18 protein-coding genes are annotated in these 20,864 nt (G+C 61.5%); 13 read left to right on the top strand and 5 right to left on the bottom strand.

Translation table 11 applies throughout. The annotated features are described in order from the left end of the window. Positions 1-138: 138 nt before the first annotated feature. From ACT54B_RS09630 to ACT54B_RS09640, 3 genes are all read right to left on the bottom strand, one after another. Positions 139-492 (bottom strand): cupin domain-containing protein, encoded by a 354-nt coding sequence (locus ACT54B_RS09630; RefSeq protein ID WP_476044526.1) that lies wholly within the window; start codon positions 490-492, stop codon positions 139-141. A gap of 61 nt (positions 493-553) precedes the next feature. Beyond that, positions 554-1,633, bottom strand: a complete 1,080-nt coding sequence (locus ACT54B_RS09635) for a DUF475 domain-containing protein (RefSeq protein WP_476044527.1) — start codon at positions 1,631-1,633, stop codon at positions 554-556. A gap of 182 nt (positions 1,634-1,815) precedes the next feature. Beyond that, on the bottom strand, positions 1,816-2,604 hold the full coding sequence (locus ACT54B_RS09640; protein ID WP_476044528.1) for a DeoR/GlpR family DNA-binding transcription regulator: 789 nt from the start codon (positions 2,602-2,604) through the stop codon (positions 1,816-1,818). Between the two features lie 167 nt (positions 2,605-2,771). On the opposite strand from ACT54B_RS09640, the gene ACT54B_RS09645 reads away from it, so the two are divergent. The 4 genes from ACT54B_RS09645 (at position 2,772) to abc-f (ending at position 8,912) form a co-directional block, all read left to right on the top strand. Beyond that, positions 2,772-3,650: a phosphotransferase gene (locus tag ACT54B_RS09645; protein WP_476044530.1), complete on the top strand. Its 879-nt coding sequence runs from the start codon at positions 2,772-2,774 to the stop codon at positions 3,648-3,650. An 11-nt stretch (positions 3,651-3,661) separates the two neighbouring features. Then, positions 3,662-6,109: a GcvT family protein gene (locus tag ACT54B_RS09650; RefSeq protein WP_476044531.1), complete on the top strand. Its 2,448-nt coding sequence runs from the start codon at positions 3,662-3,664 to the stop codon at positions 6,107-6,109. Positions 6,110-6,275: 166 nt separating this feature from the next. Continuing rightward, positions 6,276-7,226: a diacylglycerol/lipid kinase family protein gene (locus tag ACT54B_RS09655; RefSeq protein WP_476044532.1), complete on the top strand. Its 951-nt coding sequence runs from the start codon at positions 6,276-6,278 to the stop codon at positions 7,224-7,226. A gap of 63 nt (positions 7,227-7,289) precedes the next feature. Then, the gene (gene abc-f / locus ACT54B_RS09660) at positions 7,290-8,912 is read left to right on the top strand and encodes a ribosomal protection-like ABC-F family protein (RefSeq protein ID WP_476044533.1); all 1,623 of its coding nucleotides are present in this window, start codon (positions 7,290-7,292) and stop codon (positions 8,910-8,912) included. A 20-nt stretch (positions 8,913-8,932) separates the two neighbouring features. On the opposite strand, the gene ACT54B_RS09665 is transcribed toward abc-f, so the two are convergent. Both ACT54B_RS09665 and pepT read right to left on the bottom strand, forming a co-directional pair. Next, positions 8,933-9,316, bottom strand: a complete 384-nt coding sequence (locus ACT54B_RS09665; protein WP_476044534.1) for a hypothetical protein — start codon at positions 9,314-9,316, stop codon at positions 8,933-8,935. A 48-nt stretch (positions 9,317-9,364) separates the two neighbouring features. Then, positions 9,365-10,612, bottom strand: a complete 1,248-nt coding sequence (gene pepT / locus ACT54B_RS09670; RefSeq protein WP_476044536.1) for a peptidase T — start codon at positions 10,610-10,612, stop codon at positions 9,365-9,367. A 391-nt stretch (positions 10,613-11,003) separates the two neighbouring features. Between pepT and ACT54B_RS09675 the strand changes: the two genes are divergently transcribed. The 9 genes from ACT54B_RS09675 to ACT54B_RS09715 all read left to right on the top strand — a co-directional run bounded on the left by ACT54B_RS09675 (position 11,004) and on the right by ACT54B_RS09715 (position 20,750). After that, positions 11,004-12,203, top strand: coding sequence for an ABC transporter substrate-binding protein (locus ACT54B_RS09675; protein WP_476044537.1), 1,200 nt, complete (start codon positions 11,004-11,006; stop codon positions 12,201-12,203). 82 nt (positions 12,204-12,285) lie between these two features. Further along, positions 12,286-13,152 carry a branched-chain amino acid ABC transporter permease gene (locus ACT54B_RS09680; RefSeq protein ID WP_476044539.1) on the top strand — a complete coding sequence of 289 codons (867 nt, stop codon included), beginning with the start codon at positions 12,286-12,288 and terminating at the stop codon, positions 13,150-13,152. A 4-nt stretch (positions 13,153-13,156) separates the two neighbouring features. Next, entirely contained in the window at positions 13,157-14,128 is a 972-nt protein-coding gene (locus ACT54B_RS09685) for a branched-chain amino acid ABC transporter permease (RefSeq protein WP_476044540.1), read from the top strand. 3 nt (positions 14,129-14,131) lie between these two features. After that, the gene (locus ACT54B_RS09690) at positions 14,132-14,911 is read left to right on the top strand and encodes an ABC transporter ATP-binding protein (RefSeq protein WP_476044541.1); all 780 of its coding nucleotides are present in this window, start codon (positions 14,132-14,134) and stop codon (positions 14,909-14,911) included. A gap of 2 nt (positions 14,912-14,913) precedes the next feature. Further along, entirely contained in the window at positions 14,914-15,636 is a 723-nt protein-coding gene (locus ACT54B_RS09695) for an ABC transporter ATP-binding protein (protein ID WP_476044542.1), read from the top strand. Positions 15,637-15,646: 10 nt separating this feature from the next. Continuing rightward, positions 15,647-16,378 carry an aspartate/glutamate racemase family protein gene (locus ACT54B_RS09700; RefSeq protein ID WP_476044543.1) on the top strand — a complete coding sequence of 244 codons (732 nt, stop codon included), beginning with the start codon at positions 15,647-15,649 and terminating at the stop codon, positions 16,376-16,378. A gap of 126 nt (positions 16,379-16,504) precedes the next feature. Then, on the top strand, positions 16,505-17,200 hold the full coding sequence (locus ACT54B_RS09705) for a GntR family transcriptional regulator (RefSeq protein WP_476044545.1): 696 nt from the start codon (positions 16,505-16,507) through the stop codon (positions 17,198-17,200). Positions 17,201-17,422: 222 nt separating this feature from the next. Further along, positions 17,423-18,847, top strand: a complete 1,425-nt coding sequence (locus tag ACT54B_RS09710; protein WP_476044546.1) for a sensor histidine kinase — start codon at positions 17,423-17,425, stop codon at positions 18,845-18,847. Between the two features lie 16 nt (positions 18,848-18,863). After that, positions 18,864-20,750 (top strand): putative bifunctional diguanylate cyclase/phosphodiesterase, encoded by a 1,887-nt coding sequence (locus ACT54B_RS09715; protein ID WP_476044548.1) that lies wholly within the window; start codon positions 18,864-18,866, stop codon positions 20,748-20,750. The last annotated feature ends 114 nt before the right edge of the window (positions 20,751-20,864 follow it).

A 20,864-nucleotide genomic window follows, 5' to 3' on the forward strand; every position in this document is an offset into this window, starting at 1 on the left:
CATCGGCCCGATGCGCAATGCAATTTTTGTCTGATCGGGAAAAAGGAGGAATTTGCGGTGGAAAGCCGCTCTCGCCTTCGACAGCACTAGAAAGGGTCGTCCCGCCGGAGGTTTCGTCGGCGGGACGGGAGACGGGCCTTAGGTGAGACGGAAATCGAAGTGCTTGCGCACCTTTTCCTCGATCTTCCAGGTCCCCTTGAAATCATGCTCCACGACAAAGGCATCGCCCGCCTGCACCGTCACGGGCGTCCCGCCATCGGGCGTGATCACGATGCGGCCCTCGATCATGTGCACGAATTCATAGGCCGAATAGGTGGCATGATAGGTGCCGGGCGTGCATTCCCAGACCCCGGAAGCCATGGCGCCGTCGGACGAGGTGTGGAGCGCCCAGGTTTTCATCGAAGGTGTGCCTTCGACGACCACCCAGCCCTCGAGGTCGTTGGTGTCCGGCTCGATGCCGGCAGTATCGCCAAGACGGGTTACGGTCTGCATGAAAAAGTCCTCCTGAAGGTATCAGGAGGACCAGTAGCGAAACCTCTCCTGAAGAGAAGGTCTAAATACGACGAAGCGCTTCCTCCTCTGCCTCGACCTGCTCCGGATGGCGCCGGTTGTAGCGGATGGAGGAGAGAAGCGAGATCCCGATGAGGCCGGCACCCGCAAGTCCGGTGATCACTTCCGGAATATGCATGAGCGTCTGCACATACATGATGACGGAGAGGATGACGATGGCCCAGAAAGCGCCATGCTCCAGATAGCGGTATTCCGAAAGTGTACCCTTTTCCACCAGCATGATGGTCATGGAGCGCACATACATCGCCCCGATGCCGAGGCCGATGGCGATCACGAACAGATTATTGGTGAGGGCAAAGGCGCCGATCACGCCGTCGAAGGAGAAACTCGCATCGAGCACTTCGAGATAGATGAAGGCACCGAGGCCGCCGCGAGCCGCCGCCGACATCGTCTCCTGCGAATAGTCGAGGAGCCCGCCCAGCACTTCGACGGCCAGGAAGGTCAGGAGACCGTAGATCGACGCATAGACGAAGGCGACCGATTCCTCGCCCTCGAGCAGCGACGAGAACAGCAGGACGAGGATGAGGACGAGGGCGATCTCGATACCCTTGACCGTGGCGATCCGCGCCATCCGCTTCTCGATGAAGGCGATCCAGTGCACGTCCTTTTCGTGATTGAAGAAGTAGGTGAGGCCGACCATCAGCAGGAAGGTGCCGCCGAAGGCGGCGATCGGCAGATGGGCATCGGTCATGATCCGGGCATAGTCGTCCGGGCGCATGGCGGCCATGACCAGCGCGTCGATCGGGCCGATATGGGCGGCGATGGCGACGATGGCCAGGGGGAAGACGATGCGCATGCCGAAAACGGCAATCACGATACCCCAGGTCAGGAACCGGTGCTGCCAGACCGGGGTCATGTCTTTCAGCTTGTTGGCATTGACGATCGCATTGTCGAAGGAAAGCGAGATTTCCAGAACCGCGAGCACGAGGCAGATGAAGAAGACTGTCGCCGTACCGCCGAGCGTACCGGTATTGATCCAGCCCAGCACGCCGCCGAGGATCAGGCCGAGGACGGTCACGACGAGCGCCCATTTGAAATAATGCAGGAAGGTGTTCTGTGTCATGGTTCTATAAAACCCTGACGGCAGGGAAGCAAAAGTACCGACATCACGGGAGCGCCGAAACTTCCCGCCAGAGGGGCCCGGTACCGGGTGAAGGCCGATCCGCCGAGTTTGCCCCCGGATCGACTGCAACCCCGTAAGTAGACAAGATTGCGCTGCGGTCAAGCGCTATTCTGGGGCCTGTCTCATGCGATCACCAGGGTAACGCCGCCCGCATCCAGCATGGCCTTAATCTCGGCAGGCGGTTCCCGGTCGGTCACCAGCATGTCATAGGCCGATGGTTCCATGGGCACGATGGGCGCGCTCCGGCCGAATTTTCCGCTGTCGGCGACCACGATCCGCTGTTGCGCCCGCTCGCCCGCCTCGCGAGAAAGCGCAGCCTCCTCCATGTCCGCCAGCATGAAGCCCGCCGCAGCATTGACGGCTGTGGTCGAAAGCACGGCATAGCTGAGATGAAATCGCCGGATGAAGGCGATGGCATCGGCCCCGAAGGCGCCGGCATCGTGGTTGCGCAACTCGCCACCGGCAAGGAACACGCGGTTACCGTTCTTGCCGGCGAGCGTATGCGCGACGGCCACCGAATTGGTCACGACGAAGAGATCGCGATGCTTCAACAGGGCCACCGCGATGAAGGCGGTCGTGGAGCCGATATCGAGAAACAGGCTGTCCCCATCCTCGATCAGGCCGGCGACCCGTGCGGCAATCGCCCGCTTGGCATCCGCATTCTCGCTCATGCGGAAATGCAGCGGCTGCTCGCCCCCCATCTCTTTCAGGTGCACCCCGCCATGCACCTTCAGCACAAGACCGTCCCGTTCCAGAGCGCGGATATTGCGGCGGATCGTTTCGTCCGAGACGCGCAGCCTTTGCGCCAGGAAGGGGATTCGCGCCGAGCCTCCAGCCAGCCGCAATTCCTCGAGGATTTCCCGCTCCCGGTGATTGGCCGCCCGCTCCGCTGCCGTCTTGTCCTGGTTCATCTGTGGTGTTTTGCCTGTGTCGATGTGGGAATGGGCAAGTTCATGTCAGAATATTCCACAGAAAAACACAAAAAGTCAAATCTTTGAGCCTTTATGTGGATTATTCTTGACTCTGTTTCTCTTTCCCGGAAGCTTTCCCGCAAAACAAGCATAACAAGGGAACCGCCATGCCTGCCTTGCCTGAAGAGGAGATCAGGGCGCTGCCTCTCTGGGACGGAGATCTAGCGATCCGCCCCTTGAGCGGTGGCATCACCAATCGGAACTATCTCGTGGAAGATCGCAACCGGCGTGCCGTGGTGCGGTTCGGCGACGATATTCCCGTCCACCACATCCGGCGCGACAACGAGCTTGCCGCGAGCCGGGCGGCGCATGCCGCAGGGATTTCCCCCGCTGTCCTCCACCACGCACCGGGCATGCTGGTGCTCGATTATGTGGATGCCCGGGCTTTCGGCCCGGAGGATGTGCGCAAGCCCGGGGCGCTTGAGAAGATCGTCCCCCTCATTCGCCGGTGCCATCAGGACATGCCGAAGCATTTCCGCGGCGCTGCGGCCGTTTTCTGGGTCTTTCACGTGGTGCGCGACTATGCGGGCGAGCTCAAGGATCGGCAAAGCCGGCATTTGCCGCTCCTGTCAGGCCTGCTCGACCGGGCGGCATGGCTGGAAAGGGCCGCCGGACCCTTCGAGATCGTCTTCGGCCACAATGATCTTCTTGCGGCCAACCTGCTGGATGACGGCGAGCGGCTCTGGCTGATCGACTGGGATTATGCCGGCTTCAACACGCCCCTCTTCGATCTCGGCGGGCTCGCGTCCAACAACGAACTTTCCCCGTCCGAAGAAAAGACCATGCTGGAACTCTATTACGAGCGCCCGCTGACGGACGATCTCCTGCACCGGTACGAGGCGATGAAATGCGCCTCGCTGCTGCGCGAGACCATGTGGAGCATGATCTCGGAGATCCATTCCACGCTCGATTTCGACTATGCCGCCTATACGGCGGAAAACCTCCAGCGCTTCGAACGCGCCTTCGACACTTTCTCGCACATGTAAAAGGACCCGCCATGAAGGAACTTCCCTCAACGGCCAAGATCGTCGTCATCGGCGGCGGCATCATCGGTTGCTCCACGGCTTACCACCTTGCCAAGCTCGGCTTCACCGACACCGTGCTTCTGGAACGCAAGAAGCTGACCTCGGGCACCACGTTCCATGCGGCAGGCCTGGTCGGCCAGCTGCGCACCAGCGCCAACATCACCCAGCTGCTCGGCTATTCCGTCGATCTCTACAAGCGGCTTGAGGCCGAAACCGGGCTCGGCACCGGCTGGAAGATGAATGGTGGCCTGCGGCTTGCCTGCAATCAGGAGCGCTGGACGGAAGTGAAGCGGCAGGCGACCACGGCCCAGTCCTTCGGTCTCGACATGCAGCTGCTGACGCCCGAAGAAGCGCTGGAGCTCTGGCCGCTGATGACCATCGACGATCTCGTCGGCGCGGCCTTCCTGCCGACCGATGGGCAGGCGAACCCGTCGGACATCACCCAGGCCTTGGCCAAAGGCGCGCGCATGGCGGGGGCCTCGATCTTCGAAGACACGGAGGTGCTCGACCTCGAGATCGACAAGGGCCGCATCCGCGCGGTCATCACGGATCGGGGCCGGATCGAATGCGAGAAGGTCGTGGTCTGCGCCGGACAGTGGACCCGCACCTTCGCCGCCCGCTACGGGGTGAACGTTCCGCTGGTCTCGGTGGAACATCAATACATGATCACGGAAGCCTTCGGGGTTCCCTCGAACCTGCCGACGCTGCGCGATCCCGACCGGCTAACCTATTACAAGGAAGAAGTCGGCGGCCTCGTCATGGGCGGTTATGAACCGAACCCGATCCCCTGGGCCATGGACGGCATCCCGAAGGATTTCCACTACACGCTGCTGTCCTCGAATTTCGACCATTTCGAGCAGATCATGGAACTCTCGCTCGGGCGCGTGCCGGCGCTGGAAACGGCTGGCATCAAGCAGCTGATCAACGGGCCGGAGAGCTTCACCCCCGATGGCAATTTCATTCTCGGCGAAGCGCCCGAGCTGAAGAATTTCTTCGTTGGCGCGGGCTTCAACGCCTTCGGCATCGCGTCCGGTGGTGGCGCGGGCATGGCGCTGGCCGAATGGGTGGCCAAGGGCGAGCCGCCCTACGATCTCTGGCCGGTGGATATCCGCCGCTTCGGCCGCCCGCATTTCGACACGGACTGGGTCCGCACCCGCACGCTCGAAGCCTATGGCAAGCACTACACGCTCGCCTTCCCGCACGAGGAGCATTCGAGCGGCCGTCCCTGCCGCAAGTCACCGCTCTATGACCGGCTGAAGGCACAGGGCGCCTGCTTCGGCGAAAAGCTCGGCTGGGAGCGTCCCAACTGGTTTGCCGATCTGACCGCCGGAGAAGAGCCAAAGGACATCTATTCCTACGAGCGGCAGAACTGGTTTGCCGCCGTCGGCCGCGAGCACAAGGCGGTGCGCGAGGATGCGGTGATCTTCGACCAGACCTCCTTCGCCAAATTCGTTCTGAAGGGCCGGGATGCGGAGGCAGCGCTGTCCTGGATTGCCGCCAATGACGTGGCAAAGCCGGTCAGCAGCCTCGTCTATACCCAGATGCTGAACGACAAGGGCGGCATCGAATGCGATCTCACGGTCGCCCGTATCGCCGAGAACGAATTCTACATCGTGACCGGCACGGGCTTCGCGACCCATGACTTCGACTGGATCGCCCGGAACATTCCCGACGGGCTGCATGCGGAGCTGGTGGACGTCACCTCCGCCTATTCGGTTCTGTCGCTCATGGGCCCCAAGGCGCGCACGATCCTCGCAAAGGTGACCCGCTCGGATGTCTCCAACACCGGGTTCCCCTTCGGCACGGTAAAGACCATCGGCATCGCCGGTTGCCCGGTCCGGGCGCTGCGCGTCACCTATGTGGGCGAGCTCGGCTACGAACTGCACCTGCCGGTCGAATATGCGACCACCGTCTATGAGGCCCTGATGGCGGCTGGCCGGGAGGATGGCCTCGTCAATGCCGGCTACCGGGCCATCGAAAGCTGCCGCCTCGAAAAATTCTACCGGGCCTGGGGTTCCGACATCGGTCCCGACCATACGCCGGTGGAAGCGGGTCTCGGCTGGGCGGTCAAGCTGCGCAAGGACACACCTTTCAAGGGACGTGCCGCCATCGAGGCCCAGGTGCAGGGAGGGGTGAAGAAGATGCTCGCCTGCTTCGTGCCCGAGGATCCCGAAACGGTGCTTCTGGGCCGCGAGACGATTTATCGCGACGGCAAGCGGGTCGGCTGGCTGACGGGCGGTGGCTTCGGCTACACCCTCGGCAAGGCCATCGGTATCGGCTATGTGCGCAATCCGGCGGGCGTGACGGAGGATTTCGTCCTGTCCGGCACCTATGAGCTGGATGTGGCCATGACCCGCATTCCCTGCACGGTCAGCCTGAAGCCGCTCTACGATCCGTCGATGAGCCGCATCAAGGCCTGAGGACCGGGCGAGGGACGGCGCGCCTTGCGGTCCGCCGTCCTGCCGGATCCGGGACCGCCCCGCGCAAAACGGGTATTTTTGCCCGGTGCCTTGCCTATCCCGCGCCGGGATACCAGCTTATCAGCGGATGAGATCGAGAAGGATCTCCCGAGAACGGAGTTGGGCGATGCGGGTGAAGGCGATCTTGAACAAGGACGGGGGCACGCTGAAGACGGCGGACATTCAGGCGCTCGCCGATCTTTTCCGGCAGACCTTCGCCGATGCCGGTCACGAGATCGCCGTCGATGTCGTCGCTGGCAAGGATCTGGCGGACCGGCTGGGTCAGGCGGTCCGGGATCCCGCTTGCGATGCGCTGGTGGTCGGTGGGGGCGATGGCACGGTGTCGCTGGCTGCCTCTCTCTGCTGGAAGGAAGGCAAGGTGCTTGGCGTCCTTCCGGCCGGAACCATGAATCTCTTCGCCCGTTCGCTGGGCATGCCGCTGAAACTGGAGGAGGCGATTGCCGTGCTGGCTGTCAGCCATCCGCGCCAGGCGGATATCTGCACGGTCAACGATCACGCATTCGTCCATCAGGTTTCCATCGGCGTTCAGCCGCGCATGGTGGAGTTGCGCAAGGCCATTCCCTACCGGTCGCGGCTGGGCAAGATCAATGCAAGCTTCAAGGCCGCGCTGCGCGCGATCGTGCGCCCGCCCACGTTCCGGGCCCGGCTGAAGGCGGCGGACGCGGAGAGTGTTCGCGCCTATTCCATTCTGGCCGTCTCCAACAACGTATATGGAGATGGACACCTTCCCTTCGCCGATCGCGTCGATGGGGGCATCCTCGGCGTTTACGCCTCCGAACCCTTGAGCCCGCTCATGAACCTCAAGCTGGCTCGTGACCTGCTGCTGCGCCGCTGGACCAATAACGAGCATTTCCTCTCCCAGTCCGGAGACCGGGTGAAGATCGATATCCTGTCCAGAACCAAGGGCCGCAAGATGTCGGTGGACGGCGAATTGTTGCCGCTGCCGCCATCGCTCGATATCCGCCTGCATGGCCGCGCGCTCAAGGTTCTGGCGCCGCTCGCCGACCCGGCGATGCAGGAAACGGCCGCGCAGGCCCAGGCGGAAACCGCTCTATGAAACTGCGCGACAGGCTCCGTTGCCCGTGATAGGAGGCAGGCTCTTCTGACAGGGCCTTCTTCCATGATCCGCATTGAAAACATCTCCAAGCAGCTAAGCCACCGCATTCTGTTCATCGAGGCCTCCGCCGCCCTGAACCGGGGCGAAAAGATCGGCCTGGTCGGGCCGAACGGCGCGGGCAAGACCACGATCTTCCGGATGATCACCGGCCAGGAGTTTCCGGATGAAGGACAGATCTCGGTCGATAAGGGCGTGACCATCGGCTACTTCAATCAGGATGTCGGCGAGATGGACGGCCGCAGCGCCGTCGCGGAAGTGATGGAAGGCGCAGGCCCGGTCAGCATCGTGGCCGCAGAGCTGCGCGCGCTGGAAGCGGCCATGAGCGATCCGGACCGCATGGATGAGATGGATGCCATCATCGAACGTTACGGGGAGGTCCAGGCCCGGTTCGAGGAACTCGACGGCTATGCGCTGGATGGCCGGGCGCGCGAGGTTCTGGCCGGCCTTTCCTTCACCCAGGAGATGATGGACGGCGATGTGGGCAAGCTCTCCGGCGGATGGAAGATGCGTGTGGCGCTGGCCCGTATCCTGCTGATGCGCCCGGACGTCATGCTGCTCGACGAGCCGTCGAACCATCTCGATCTGGAAAGCCTGATCTGGCTCGAGGACTTCCTGAAGGGATATGACGGCGCGCTGCTCATGACCTCCCACGACCGGGAGTTCATGAACCGCATCGTCAACAAGGTGCTGGAAATCGATGGCGGCAACCTCAATTCCTATTCGGGCAATTACGAATTCTACGAGGAACAGCGCGCTCAGAACGAGAAGCAGCAACAGGCCCAGTTCGAGCGGCAGCAGGCCATGCTCGCCAAGGAAATCAAGTTCATCGAACGCTTCAAGGCCCGGGCTTCCCATGCCGCGCAGGTGCAGAGCAGGGTGAAGAAGCTGGAGAAAATCGAGCGGGTCGAGCCCCCGAAGCGCCGCCAGTCCGTCGCCTTCGAGTTCCGCCCCGCTCCCCGTTCCGGTGAAGACGTGGTCAGCCTCAAGAACGTCTCCAAGGCCTATGGATCGAGGGTGATCTACGATGGCTTCGACTTCATGATCCGCCGCAAGGAACGCTGGTGCCTGATGGGGATCAACGGCGCCGGCAAGTCAACCCTTCTCAAGCTGGTCGCCGGTTCTGCCGAGCCGGATCTGGGCACCGTCACCATCGGGGCCAGCGTGAAAATGGGCTATTTCGCCCAGCATGCCATGGACCTGATCGATGGCGACCGGACGATTTTCGAGGAGCTGGAACATCATTTCCCGCAGGCCGGCCAGGGCTCGCTGCGCGCGCTTGCCGGCTGCTTCGGTTTCTCGGGCGACGATGTGGAGAAGCGCTGCCGCGTTTTGTCCGGCGGCGAGAAGGCCCGTCTCGTCATGGCCATCATGCTGTTCGATCCGCCGAATTTCCTGGTGCTCGACGAGCCGACCAACCACCTCGATCTCGATACGAAGGAAATGCTGATCAAGGCCCTGTCGGATTTCGAAGGCACCATGCTCTTCGTCTCGCACGACCGGCATTTTCTGGCGGAGTTGTCGAACCGGGTGCTGGAACTGACGCCGGAGGGCATTCATCAATATGCCGGCGGCTATACCGAATATGTGGCACGCACCGGCCACGAGGCGCCCGGCCTCAGGAGCTGAGGCCGGACGATTAAAGAGCGTCAGTCGCCGACCGTTACATTGACGAAGTCGCCCGTGCCGCCGCTGCCGTAAATCTCGACGGTGACCATCACGTCGCCGCGCACCAGAGCCTTGGCTGCGGATCGCGCAATCTTGCCATGCTGAACCATGTATTCCATGTTGGCGCGGTTCTCGGCACTGGCAAAGAAATCGTCATCCTCGTCGCCCCGCTGCGAAATTCCGTATTTGTGGAAATTCGCCCGGTCCTGGCGCAGAATCTGCCAGGGCTTGGTCAGGCGCTCGCCGTTGGAATTGTAGAGGTCGTCTTCGCCTATATAGGCGCTGTAGCTGCCGATCAGTTCATCGGCAAAGGCGGGCGTTACATGAAGGGCGGCGAGAAGCGCCGCCACATATACGGTTTTCATCCAGAATTTCCTCTCCAGTTCTTTGATGGAGGAAAGACTAATGCAGGGTCATGACGATGAACAGGCCCGCTCTTCCCAAATACGCGCCAATTCCACAATTGTGCGGACCGCTTTTTCCATATCCTGTCGGCTGACCCATTCCAGGGGCGAATGAAAGGCATGGCCGCCGGCAAACAGATTGGGGCAGGGCAGACCCATGAAGGAAAGACGCGAACCATCGGTACCGCCGCGGATGCTGCCGCGCACCGGGTCCATCCCGGCTCGCCGGATGGCCTCGACCGCATGGCCCACGATCTCGGGATGGAGATCGAGGACTTCCTTCATGTTGCGATACTGTTCCGTGACGGTCATCCGGTAGCTGGAGCCGGGGTAGGAGGAGAGGACATCCTGCACGATCCTTTCGAGCAGCGCTTCCTTGTCCTTCAGACCCTGGACGGTGAAGTCGCGCACGATCAGCGAGAGATGCGCCTTTTCCATGGAGCCGGAAAGATCGGTCGGATGCAGGAAGCCCTCGCGTCCCTCGGTCGTTTCGGGGGCCATGTCCCGGGGCAGGCGATCGATGATGGCCCCTGCAATCCGGATGGCATTCTCCATGCGCCCCTTGGCAAATCCCGGATGCATGGCGACGCCGGTAATCTCGATGTCGACGCCATCGGCGGAAAAGGTCTCGTCTTCGATATGCCCGGCCGTTTCTCCGTCGAGCGTATAGGCGAAATCCGCCCCCAGCTTCTCCAGATCCACCTTGTTGACGCCCCGTCCCACTTCCTCGTCCGGCGTGAAGAGGATCTTGATCGTGCCGTGACGAAGGTCGCGCCGCGACAGGATTTCCGCCGCTGCGGTCATGATTTCGGCAATGCCCGCCTTGTCATCGGCACCCAGCAGGGTTGTCCCGTCCGTGGTGACGATATCGTTCCCGATCTGGTTGAGAAGCTCGGGATGTTCGGCCACCTTGATGATCCGCGAGGGATCGCCCGGCAGCACGATGTCACCGCCCGCATAGCCGGTGATGACCTGGGGTTTCACCCCGGTTCCGGAAAAATCCGGTGCCGTATCCATGTGGGAGCAGAAGCAGATGACCGGGACGTCAGGTTTGTCCGTCGTCGCCGGGATCGTGCCGTAGACATAGCCATGCGCGTCAAGATGGGCGTCCGCGACACCCATCGCCTTGAGCTCGGTTACCAGAAGTCGCCCGAGGTCCTTCTGCTTTTCGGTCGTCGGCTGGCTTTTCGAGGTCGGGTCGGATTGCGTGTCGATCACGACATAGCGCAGGAAGCGGGAAAGAACGGTATCGGTCATGCGTCACCCTTGATGAGATCGGTCAGGCTCTGATCCGCCTGCCCATGGTGAAAAATGTGCGGGAATGCCCAGTTCATGTCGGCCTGCTTACATCGGAACCCGCCTTCACAGGAATAGGGTGAATTTCGCTGCGCTCTCCGGGCATCGATTCTGCGGGAGCGTGAAGGGCGCCATGCGGGGCGCAATGGGCGTGCAGGCACACCATTAGAGTGTTTCAGGCGGCCGTGAAATTTCTATAAGTTGTACATTCGCCGAATGGAATTGGTGCGATGCAATATCTCCGGGAATTTGTATACAATCCGGATGATTTTTGTTGACGAAGCGCAGCTTTTGAAATCCACTCCCTTTCTGTGAGCCCCAGAATGGCTCAATGTCCAGAGGGAACAAAAAAATGATGACTCGTCGCAACACCATGAAGACCGTCGCTCTCGGCACGGTCTCCGCATTGGCCCTTTTCATGGGCAGCGCGGTTTCTGCGCAAGCGAATGACAAGCTCAAGATCGGTTTTGTCGGTGTGACCTCCGGTCCCGCGGCCGCCTGGGGCACCTCCAACGTCCGTTCCATGCAAACGCTGGCGGCCTGGTACAATGAAACCGGCGGCGTGAAGATTGGCGACAAGACCTATGACGTCGAAATCGTGACCTTCGACGATCAGAAGGATCCCAAGCGCGCCGTCGAAGGCATGGAGAAAATGGCCCAGGAAGGCATCCACTATGTCGTCGGCCCCAATGTGGACGATGGCGCAGCCGCTGTCCGTCCGGTGGCCGAGAAGAACAACATCATCTATTTCCCCTATGCCTTCCCCAAGGAACTGTATACGCCGCCGGCTTCGAATGCCATTCTCGGCATGGTCGCCAACTATCAATCCGGCCCGGCGATCTACAAATATCTCATGGAAAACAAGGGCGTGAAAAAGGTAGCTTTCGTTGCCGCCAATGAATCCGATCCGCTCTCCCAGCGCGATGGCGGCGTGGCCGCAGCCAAGGCGCTCGGGCTGGAGGTCGTGGCCGACAAGGATACCTACCAGAATGATACCCGCGATTTTACGCCGGTGCTGACGCCCATCGTCGGCCTCAACCCGGATCTGATCGTGCTGTCCGGGGTGGCTCCGGCCAATGCGCCCTTGCTGATCCGCTCGGCCCGCGAACTGGGTTATGAAGGGCTGATCTCCACCGAGACCGCCCAGGATGCCAAGGTGCTGGAAGAAGGCGCGGGCGAGCTTGCCAATGGCTTCATCTCCGTGGGCGGCGCTTCCACCCCCGAGATCGCGACGGACCGCATGAAGGAATTCGTCGACCGCTACACCAAGATGTTCGGTGAGTATAACGACGAGTCCAACACCAAGGTCTATGCGCTCGACTATATCCTGGAGACGATGAAGGCCAATCCGGCCGCCATCGACAATATCGACGAGTTCAAGAAGACGATCGATACCTTCTCCGCGCCCAATCCTTATGTGAAGGGCGATGCAAAGCTGAATTACGTGGGTACGACCTCCTTCGGCCAGAAGCGGCAGATTTCCGTGCCGATGGTGGTGAACGAATACAAGGACGGCGCCTTCCAGACGCTGTTCGTCGGTTCGGTCGACTAAGAGACACCAGATGAGACAGCCCGGCGGGACCAGCCACGACGGCTGGCCCCGCCGGCGTCCCACGGAATTTGGATAGAGCCGTATGGAACAGGTTATCGCCAACGGACTGTATCTGGGTGCCCAGTATGCGCTGATCGCGCTGGGGCTGACCCTGATTTTCGGTCTCATGAACGTCCTGAACTTCGCGCACGGGCAGATGTATGTGCTCGGCGGGTTCATCACCTATGCAATCTACGGGCAGCTTGGCCTGCCCTTTCCCCTGGCAGTCCTGGCCTCGGGCGTCAGCCTGGCGGTGATCGGCGGGCTGATGGAGCGCTATCTGTTCCGCACGGTGATCCGGCGAAGCCATCGCGAGGAGAGCACCATGTTGCTGGCCGCGGCGACGGCTTTCTTCTTCGATGCGGTGATCCTGTTGATCTTCGGCGAGAAGCAGCGTGGCGTGCCCAAGATCGTCAAGGGCGTGTTCCACGATTTCGGGGTGATCATGCCCTATGACCGCATGGTGGTCGCGCTTCTGGCTGCGCTCATGATCATCGCCTTCATTCTCTTCATGAAATATTCCCGGACAGGCCGGGCGATGCGGGCGCTTGCGCAAGACCGCGTCGCCGCCCAGCTCATGGGCATCAAGGTCGACCGTTACACGATGATCGGCTTTGCGCTGGGCGCCATGCTGGCGGGCGTGGTCGGCGGCCTGCTTGTTTCCATCACGGGCGTCAATTCGGGCATCGGCGGCCCGATCTCGGTCAAGGCCTTCCTGATGATCATGATCGGCGGCGCCGGTGTCGTCGGCGGCGCCATCGCCGGCGGCTTCATCCTGGGCATGATGGAATCGGTCGGCCTCACCGTGCTGCGGGAATATGGCGACGTCACCTACCTCGTCATCTTCGCCGCGCTGATGATTTTCCTCGCCATCCGGCCGAATGGCCTGATGGGCAAGCCCTGGGGTTGAACCGATGAACGCCACGCGCAAACTGGCCGGCCTGGCCATCTTCCTCCTTGCGGTCTTCGTGCTCGTTCCGGCCCTGATTGCCGCCACGGGTCGCAAGGATCTGTACTACACCCTCACATCGGTCGCTCTGCTCTCCATTGCCAGCGCCGGCGTCTGGCTCACCTTCTATATCGGCCGCATCAATATGGGGCAGGGGGCTTTCGCCCTGATGGGCGCCTATGTAACCGCCGTGCTGGTGACCCAATATGGCGTGTCCTTCTGGTGGACCATACCGGCAGCGGGCCTCTTCTGCGCTCTGGCGAGCCTGCTGATCGGCCTTCCGATCCTGCGGCTCCGGGGCGTCTATTTCGCGATGGTCAGCCTTGTGCTGACCGAGGTCATGCGGCTGCTGTCGCTCGCCGTCCCGATCACGGGCGGGGCAAAGGGCATCACCAATATTCCGCTTCCCGGCGCAATTTCGGTCTTCGGCCTGACGATCGTTCCAGATTTCGCAACCATGGAAAATCCCCGCATCGCCTTCTATTATGTCGCGGTGACCCTGATGGTGCTGGCTTTCGCAGCCATGTACCGGCTGGTCAATTCCCGCATCGGCCATATCTGCATGTCGTTGCAGCAGAACGAGGAGCTGGCTTCCTCCATCGGCGTGAACATTGTCCATCTCCGGCTGATCGCCTTCGCCATCTCCTCCTTCCTCGGCGGGGTCAGCGGCGCCGCTTTCGCGGCGGTGACGCAATCGGTCTATCCCTCGAGCTTCACGGTGACGGACTCGGTCAATTTCATGCTCAACTGCTTCCTGGGCGGCCTTGGTTATGTCTTCGGCCCGATGCTCGGCACCCTCACGCTCTATTTCGGCTGGAACCTGCTTTTCCAGACCGGCGAGTTCCAGCTGCTCATCTATTCCAGCGTGATGATCCTTCTGATGCTGGTTCTGCCGAACGGGCTTTTCAGCCTCGGCGAAAGCCGCAGAAAGGGCTGATCCATGGAAACCATCTTGCAAGTGCGTGACCTGACCCGTCGCTTCGGCGGCCTGACGGCGGTCAACAGCGTCTCCTTCGATGTCCGGGAAAAGGAAATCCTCTCGGTCATCGGCCCGAATGGCGCCGGCAAATCGACGCTGTTCAAGCTGATCGCCTCCTTCCTCAAGCCCACCTCCGGGGAAGTGCTCTTCCGCGGCGAGCGCATCTCCGGTCTTGCGCCCCATATCGCGGCGCGTAAGGGCGTGGTGCGCACCTTCCAGGAGACCACCATCTTCCGCAACATGACGGTGCGGGAGAACATCATCGTCGCCCATCACCTGCGGTCCCGCGCCTCGCTTGCCGGCTTCTTCTTCGGCACGGGAAAGGCACGGGAGGATGAGCGGGCGTTCGGCCAATCCGCTGACGAGATCATCCACTTCCTCAATCTGGACGATCAGGCCGGCGAAAAGGCGAAGAACCTGCCGCATGGCCATCTGCGGGCGCTGGGCATCGGCATCGGCCTTGCGACCGATCCGGCCGTGCTGCTGCTCGACGAGCCCTTTGCCGGCATGAACCATGACGAGACCCATAAGGCCGTCGCCATGGTCCGCCGCCTCCGGGAGCGGGGGCTGACCGTTCTTCTGGTGGAACACGACATGCCGGCGGTCATGAAGATTTCCGACCGCATCGTGGTGATCAATTTCGGCCAGAAGATCGCCGAAGGCACGCCGCTGGAAATCCAGAACAATGAAAAGGTGATCGAGGCCTATCTCGGCGCCGAAGATGAAGCGATCGGGCTCTGACCATGGTAGAGATTCTGAAGTTTTCCGATGTTCACCTCTATTACGACCATGTCTATGCCCTGAAAGGCGTTTCGCTGACCGTCAACGAGGGCGAGACGGTGGCCTTGATCGGCGCCAACGGGGCGGGCAAGTCCTCCATCCTGCGGGCGATCACCGGTCTCAACCGCATCCGGCAGGGCGAGATCCACTATCAGGGCCAGAGGCTCGACGGCACGGCGGCGGACGAGATCGTCCGGCGCGGCATCGCCATGGTGCCGGAGGGCCGTCGTGTCTTCCCGCTGATGACGGTGGCCGAAAACCTGGCGCTCGGCGCCTTCACCCGCACCGACAAGGGCGAGATTGCGGAATCGCTCGACCGGGTCATGACGCGCTTTCCGAGGCTCAAGGAGCGCTACAACCAGGCGGCAGGAACCATGTCCGGGGGCGAGCAGCAGATGCTGGTGATTGGCCGTGCGCTGATGTCCCGTCCGAAACTCCTGCTGCTCGACGAACCCTCGCTCGGGGTTGCGCCGAAGCTGGTGCAGGATATTGCCCGCTCCATCGTGGCGATCAACCGGGACGAAAAGGTCAGCGTGCTTCTGGTGGAACAGAATTCCCGCATGGCGCTGCGCATTTCACAACGGGCCTATGCGCTGTCCACCGGCGAAATTGCCTTGAGCGGCCAGTCCGCCGACCTGCTGAATGATGACCGGGTCAAGGCGCTTTATCTGGGCGGCGAGGTCTGAGGAAAAATCCATGAAGATACTGATCGTCAACCCCAACACGACCCGATCCATGACCGCCAAGATCGGCGAGGCCGGCCGTCTCGCGGCGAGCCCCGGCACCACCGTCACCGCCGTCAGCCCGCAGATCGGGCCACCCAGCATCGAAGGCTATTATGACGAGGTCTTCGCCATTCCCGGCATGATCGGCGAAATCCGGAACCACCCGGATGCGGATGCGGTGATCATCGCCTGCTTCGACGATACGGGGCTGGATGCCGCGCGATGCGCCACCGCAGCGCCGGTCATCGGGATCGGCGAGGCCGCTTTTCATATGGCGTCGCTGATTGCCGGGAAATTCGGCGTGGTGACCACCCTCGGCCGCTCCATCCCCGCCATCGAGCACAATCTGGTGCGATATGGGCTTGCCACCCGTTGCTCCGGGGTCCGGGCATCGGAAGTGCCGGTGCTGGATCTCGAAATCCCGGGTTCGGATGCCTGCGACCGCATTTCAGCCGAAATCGCGCGGGCGGTGGCGGATGACCGGGCAGAGGCCATCGTGCTCGGCTGTGCCGGCATGGCCGACCTCGCCAACCGGCTGGCTGAACAGCATGCTGTGCCCGTGGTGGACGGCGTTTCCGCAGCGGTCAAGCTGGCGGAAGGCCTGGTTGGCCTCGGCCTCCGGACCAGCCGCAATGGCGGTTACGCGCCACCGCGCGCCAAGCGCTACGAAGGCACGTTTGCCGTTTTCTCGCCGGGCGGCTGATCGCCCTGGCGCCTGCGGGCAGCCATTGACGACGCCGGGTTCGTCGCCTTACAGGTGTGAATATGCGGCGCATGGAAATGCAGCCACGCGGATGCCGCGAAAAAAATGGATATGCGAGTTAGCCCCATGGACCTCTTTGATGCCGAACGTCCTGCCTTGAGCTGGACGCCGGTCTACATGGACCTGCGCGATGCGATCGTCGGTCACCGGATTCCTCCCGGCATGAAACTCCCGGAGGATGAAGTCGCTTCCATTTACGGCATCAGCCGCACCATCGTCCGCGCCGCCCTGCAGGCGCTTAGCCATGACCGCCTCGTCAATCTGGAGCCCAACCGGGGGGCCTTTGTCGCCCAGCCGAGCAAGCGGGAAGCGCGCGAGGTGTTCGAGGCGCGGGCGCTGGTCGAACCGCATGTCGCGGCGCTGGCCTGCGACAACAGCAATCCCGAACAGATCGCCCGATTGCGCGACCATCTGGAACGGGAACACGAGGCGATCCATGCCGGCCGCGACAGCGACGCGATCATGCTGTCCGCCCGCTTCCACATGGGGATCGCCGAAATGGCGGATCACTCGATCCTGACCGACGTGGTCAAGGACCTCATCCAGCGCTCGTCGCTGATCATTGCCCTTTACTGGCGTCGGCGGGATACGACCTGCGAGCGCCATGCCCATCTGGCCCTCGTCAACGCCATCGAGCAGCGCAGCAAGGTGGACGCTTCGGAGCTGATGAAGAGCCATATCATCGATCTTCTTTCCGGGCTCGATCTCTCCCAGACAGCCGATTCCGGCGGTCGAACCTTGAGCGCCATCTTGAAGGGCTGAGGGCCCGCAGAGGCCCCGTCGCCCTGAGAATGCGGACCGACCACCGTCGGCCTTGTCTCACACAACCTTGGAATCATTGGATTTTTGGCCGGAAACACCCGTTTCCGCGAGGGAATCATGCGCCTTTTGGACAAGGTCGCGAGCACATCGCTTTACTAAATTTAAATTTATAGAGAACTACAATATCCATCAATTACCATTCCTGGGGCGCCGAGTAATCCAATGTTAAACCGCGCATTGCGTATCATCGACTCCTTCATTCCGGACCGGATCGTGCTGGAGCGCTCGGAACTCAGCATCGCTCGAAACTTCGTATTCACGCACCTGATCGGCCCGCTCATCGCCCAGGGTATCGTCATCTATCTGTACCGGACCGATCCCGATCCGGGCTTTGCCTGCTGGACGATCATCTGCAGCATCTACATGTTCTGGCTGTTGCCCTTCGCCTACAAGCATCTGCGCAACATCCATGTCTGCGCGATGATGTCGGTGCAGCTTCTGACCTTCACCTCACTCTTCGGCACCTATTTCTATGGGGGCGTCAGTTCGCCCTTCCTGCCCTGGCTGATCGTGGCGCTCCTGCTCGGCTTCTTCTATCTGTCGGATCGGCCCCTGTCGGTCCTGGTGCTCTTCGCGGTCAACTTCCTCGGTCTCATCGCCGCCTATGCGGCCTTTGGCTTCCCGGAGATCGTTCCGATCGCGCAACTGGCCTCGGTTGGCTGGATTTCGATCATCTCGGCGACGGTCTACATGTCCTGGATGGCGGTCTATTATTCGAACGTCATGTCCATGCGCTCGGAAATCGAGAAGGAAACCGAGCTTGCCCGCCTTGCCACCGAAAAGCTTCAGGAAGCGATGAAGCTCGCCGAAGCCGCAAACCAGGCAAAATCGGTCTTCCTTGCCAAGATGAGCCACGAGCTGCGGACGCCGCTGAACGCGGTCATCGGCTACAGCGAGCTGGTCATGGAAATGATGGAGCCGTCCAAGGCATCCAGCCAGAAGGAAAAGGACCTGAACCGCATCAATTCCGCGGGCAAGCACCTTCTGTCTCTGGTCAACGACGTGCTGGATCTCTCCAAGATCGAATCCAACATGATCGAGATCCATGAAGAGAAATTCGATGCGGACGAGTTTTGCAATCAGGTGATTGCGACGGCCGAACCGCTGGTCAAGGCGAATGGCAACAATTTTGTCGTGCAGGCCTCCTCGCGCCTGGGAACGGTGAGCGGCGACCAGACCAAGCTGCGGCAGGTCGTGCTCAATCTGCTGAGCAATGCAGCCAAATTCACCAAGAACGGCACCGTCTCGCTGATCCTGCGCAAGAAGACGCTGGGTGCGGGCGACTGGGTGGAAATCCAGGTGGTGGATACGGGGATCGGCATTGCCAAGGACGATATTCCGAAGCTCTTCCAGCATTACAGTCAGGCGTCCGCGGGCACGGCGGCCAAGTATGGCGGCACCGGGCTTGGCCTGGCCATCAGCCAGAAGCTGTGCGCCCTCATGGGCGCCAGCATCAGCGTGACAAGCGAACTTGGCAGGGGCTCCTGCTTCACCGTCCGCATTCCCGTGGATGCCACGCGCGACGCACCCCTTCACAACACGAATCATGGCGCGGAGACGATGACCGTCACCGCCCTTGCAAGCTGAAAACCGGGCAGATCTTATGTCTCAATCCGAACTGAAAGCCATTCACGAACCGGCGGAACATCATGAACGACGTCCCCGCCTGCTGGTGGTGGACGACGTCACCGACAACAGGGCCATCCTCGTCCGCCGTTTCGAACGGCGGGGCTTCGATGTGGTGGAAGCCGACGGCGGCGCAAAAGCACTCTCCCTCATCGAAACAGAAACTTTCGATGTCGTCCTGCTGGATGTCATGATGCCGGAGATCGATGGCATCGAGGTTCTGAAGCGGGTCCGGGAGACCCTGTCCCCGGTCGAACTGCCCATCATCATGGTCACCGCGAAAAGCCAAACCGACGATATCGTTGGCGCGCTCGAGCTGCAGGCCAATGATTATGTTACGAAGCCAGTCGATTTTCCGATCGCGCTGGCGCGTGTCAACGTCCAGCTCGACCGCAAGCGCGCGAACGAAGCCCTCACCCGGGCCAATGCGCTCCTTGAGGAGCGGGTCGAGCAGCGCACATCCGAACTGGTCCAGGCAAACCGGAAGCTTCAGGGCGAAATCCAGCAGCGGCAGCGGTCCGAGGCGGAAACCCGCTACATGGCTTTCCACGATGCGCTGACCGGCCTTGCCAATCGCGTTCTCTTTCGCGACGCGCTGGAAAACCGCCTGACCGAACCGCTGCATGACAATCATGGTGTCGCGATCCTGTTCATCGATCTCGACGGCTTCAAGAGCGTCAACGATACGCTCGGCCATACCATCGGCGATCTGCTGCTGAAACAGGTGGCCAGCGAATTTCGCGATGCGCTCGGCATCGACGACCTGATTGCCCGTCTGGGGGGCGACGAGTTTGCCATTCTGCATTCCGGTTGTGACAGCAGCCTGAAATCCGCCGTGGCCCTGGCCGAGCAGGTCATTGCCCGTGCCAGCCGCCAGCGCACCATCGAAGGCCATGTCATCACGGTCGGCGCCAGCGTTGGCATCGTCGGCAGCTTTGGCGGTGAAGAGGGGCCGGATGCGCTTCTGAAGAATGCCGATCTGGCCATGTACCGCGCCAAGTCCGACGGTCGTGGCATCTATCGCATCTTCAACCCGGAAATGGATGCGCTTGCCCAGGAGCGTCGCCTTCTGGAACTCGACATGCGCAACGCGTTCGTCAACGGCGAATATAGCCTCGTCTTCCAGCCGCAGATTTCGATCAACCGCAAGGAAATCGTCGGCTTCGAAGCGCTTCTGCGCTGGGATCATCCCGAGCGGGGTCTGGTGCCGCCGGATTTCTTCATTCCGGTCGCCGAGGAAACCGGCCTGATCATCCAGCTCGGCGATTGGGTCATCCGTCAGGCCTGCATGGAAGCGCGCAACTGGCCCGAGCACGTGCGGGTCGCCGTCAACGTGTCCACCATCCAGTTCATGCGTGGCAGCGTGGTCAACAGCGTTGTCAGCGCGCTCGCCACCTCCGGCCTGTCGCCGCACCGGCTCGAAATCGAGATTACGGAATCCGTTCTTCTGGAAAAGACAGAGCAGAATATCGAGATGCTCAAGCAGATCCATGCTCTCGGTGTCCGCATCGCCATGGATGATTTCGGCACGGGCTATTCCAGCCTTGGCTATCTGCGCCGCTTCCGTTTCGACAAGATCAAGATCGACCGTTCCTTCATCCGGGACGTGGCAAACAACCGCGAGAGCTCGGCGATCGTCCACGCCATCACCAAGCTCGGCGTATCCTTTGGCATCTCGACGACCGCCGAGGGCGTCGAAACCCAGGAACAGCTCCTGCATCTGGCCAACGAAGGCTGTGCAGAAGTGCAGGGCTGGCTCTTTTCGAAAGCGCTGCCTGCGGCCGATATCCCGCAAATGCTGGCAGTGCCGGTCGCCCATGCCATCGACGATTGGCGCCAGGAACTGGAACTTAAGGGCCGCTGACGGCACCAACCGCAAGCAGAACCAGGAAACAGGCCTTCGGGCCTGTTTTTTTATGGGCATCTGTGCCCTTCTGGCGACGTTCGGGAGAGGCGAGGGGCCGATTGCGCGGTGGCG

This window comes from Gellertiella sp. DMC107, assembly GCF_056313605.1.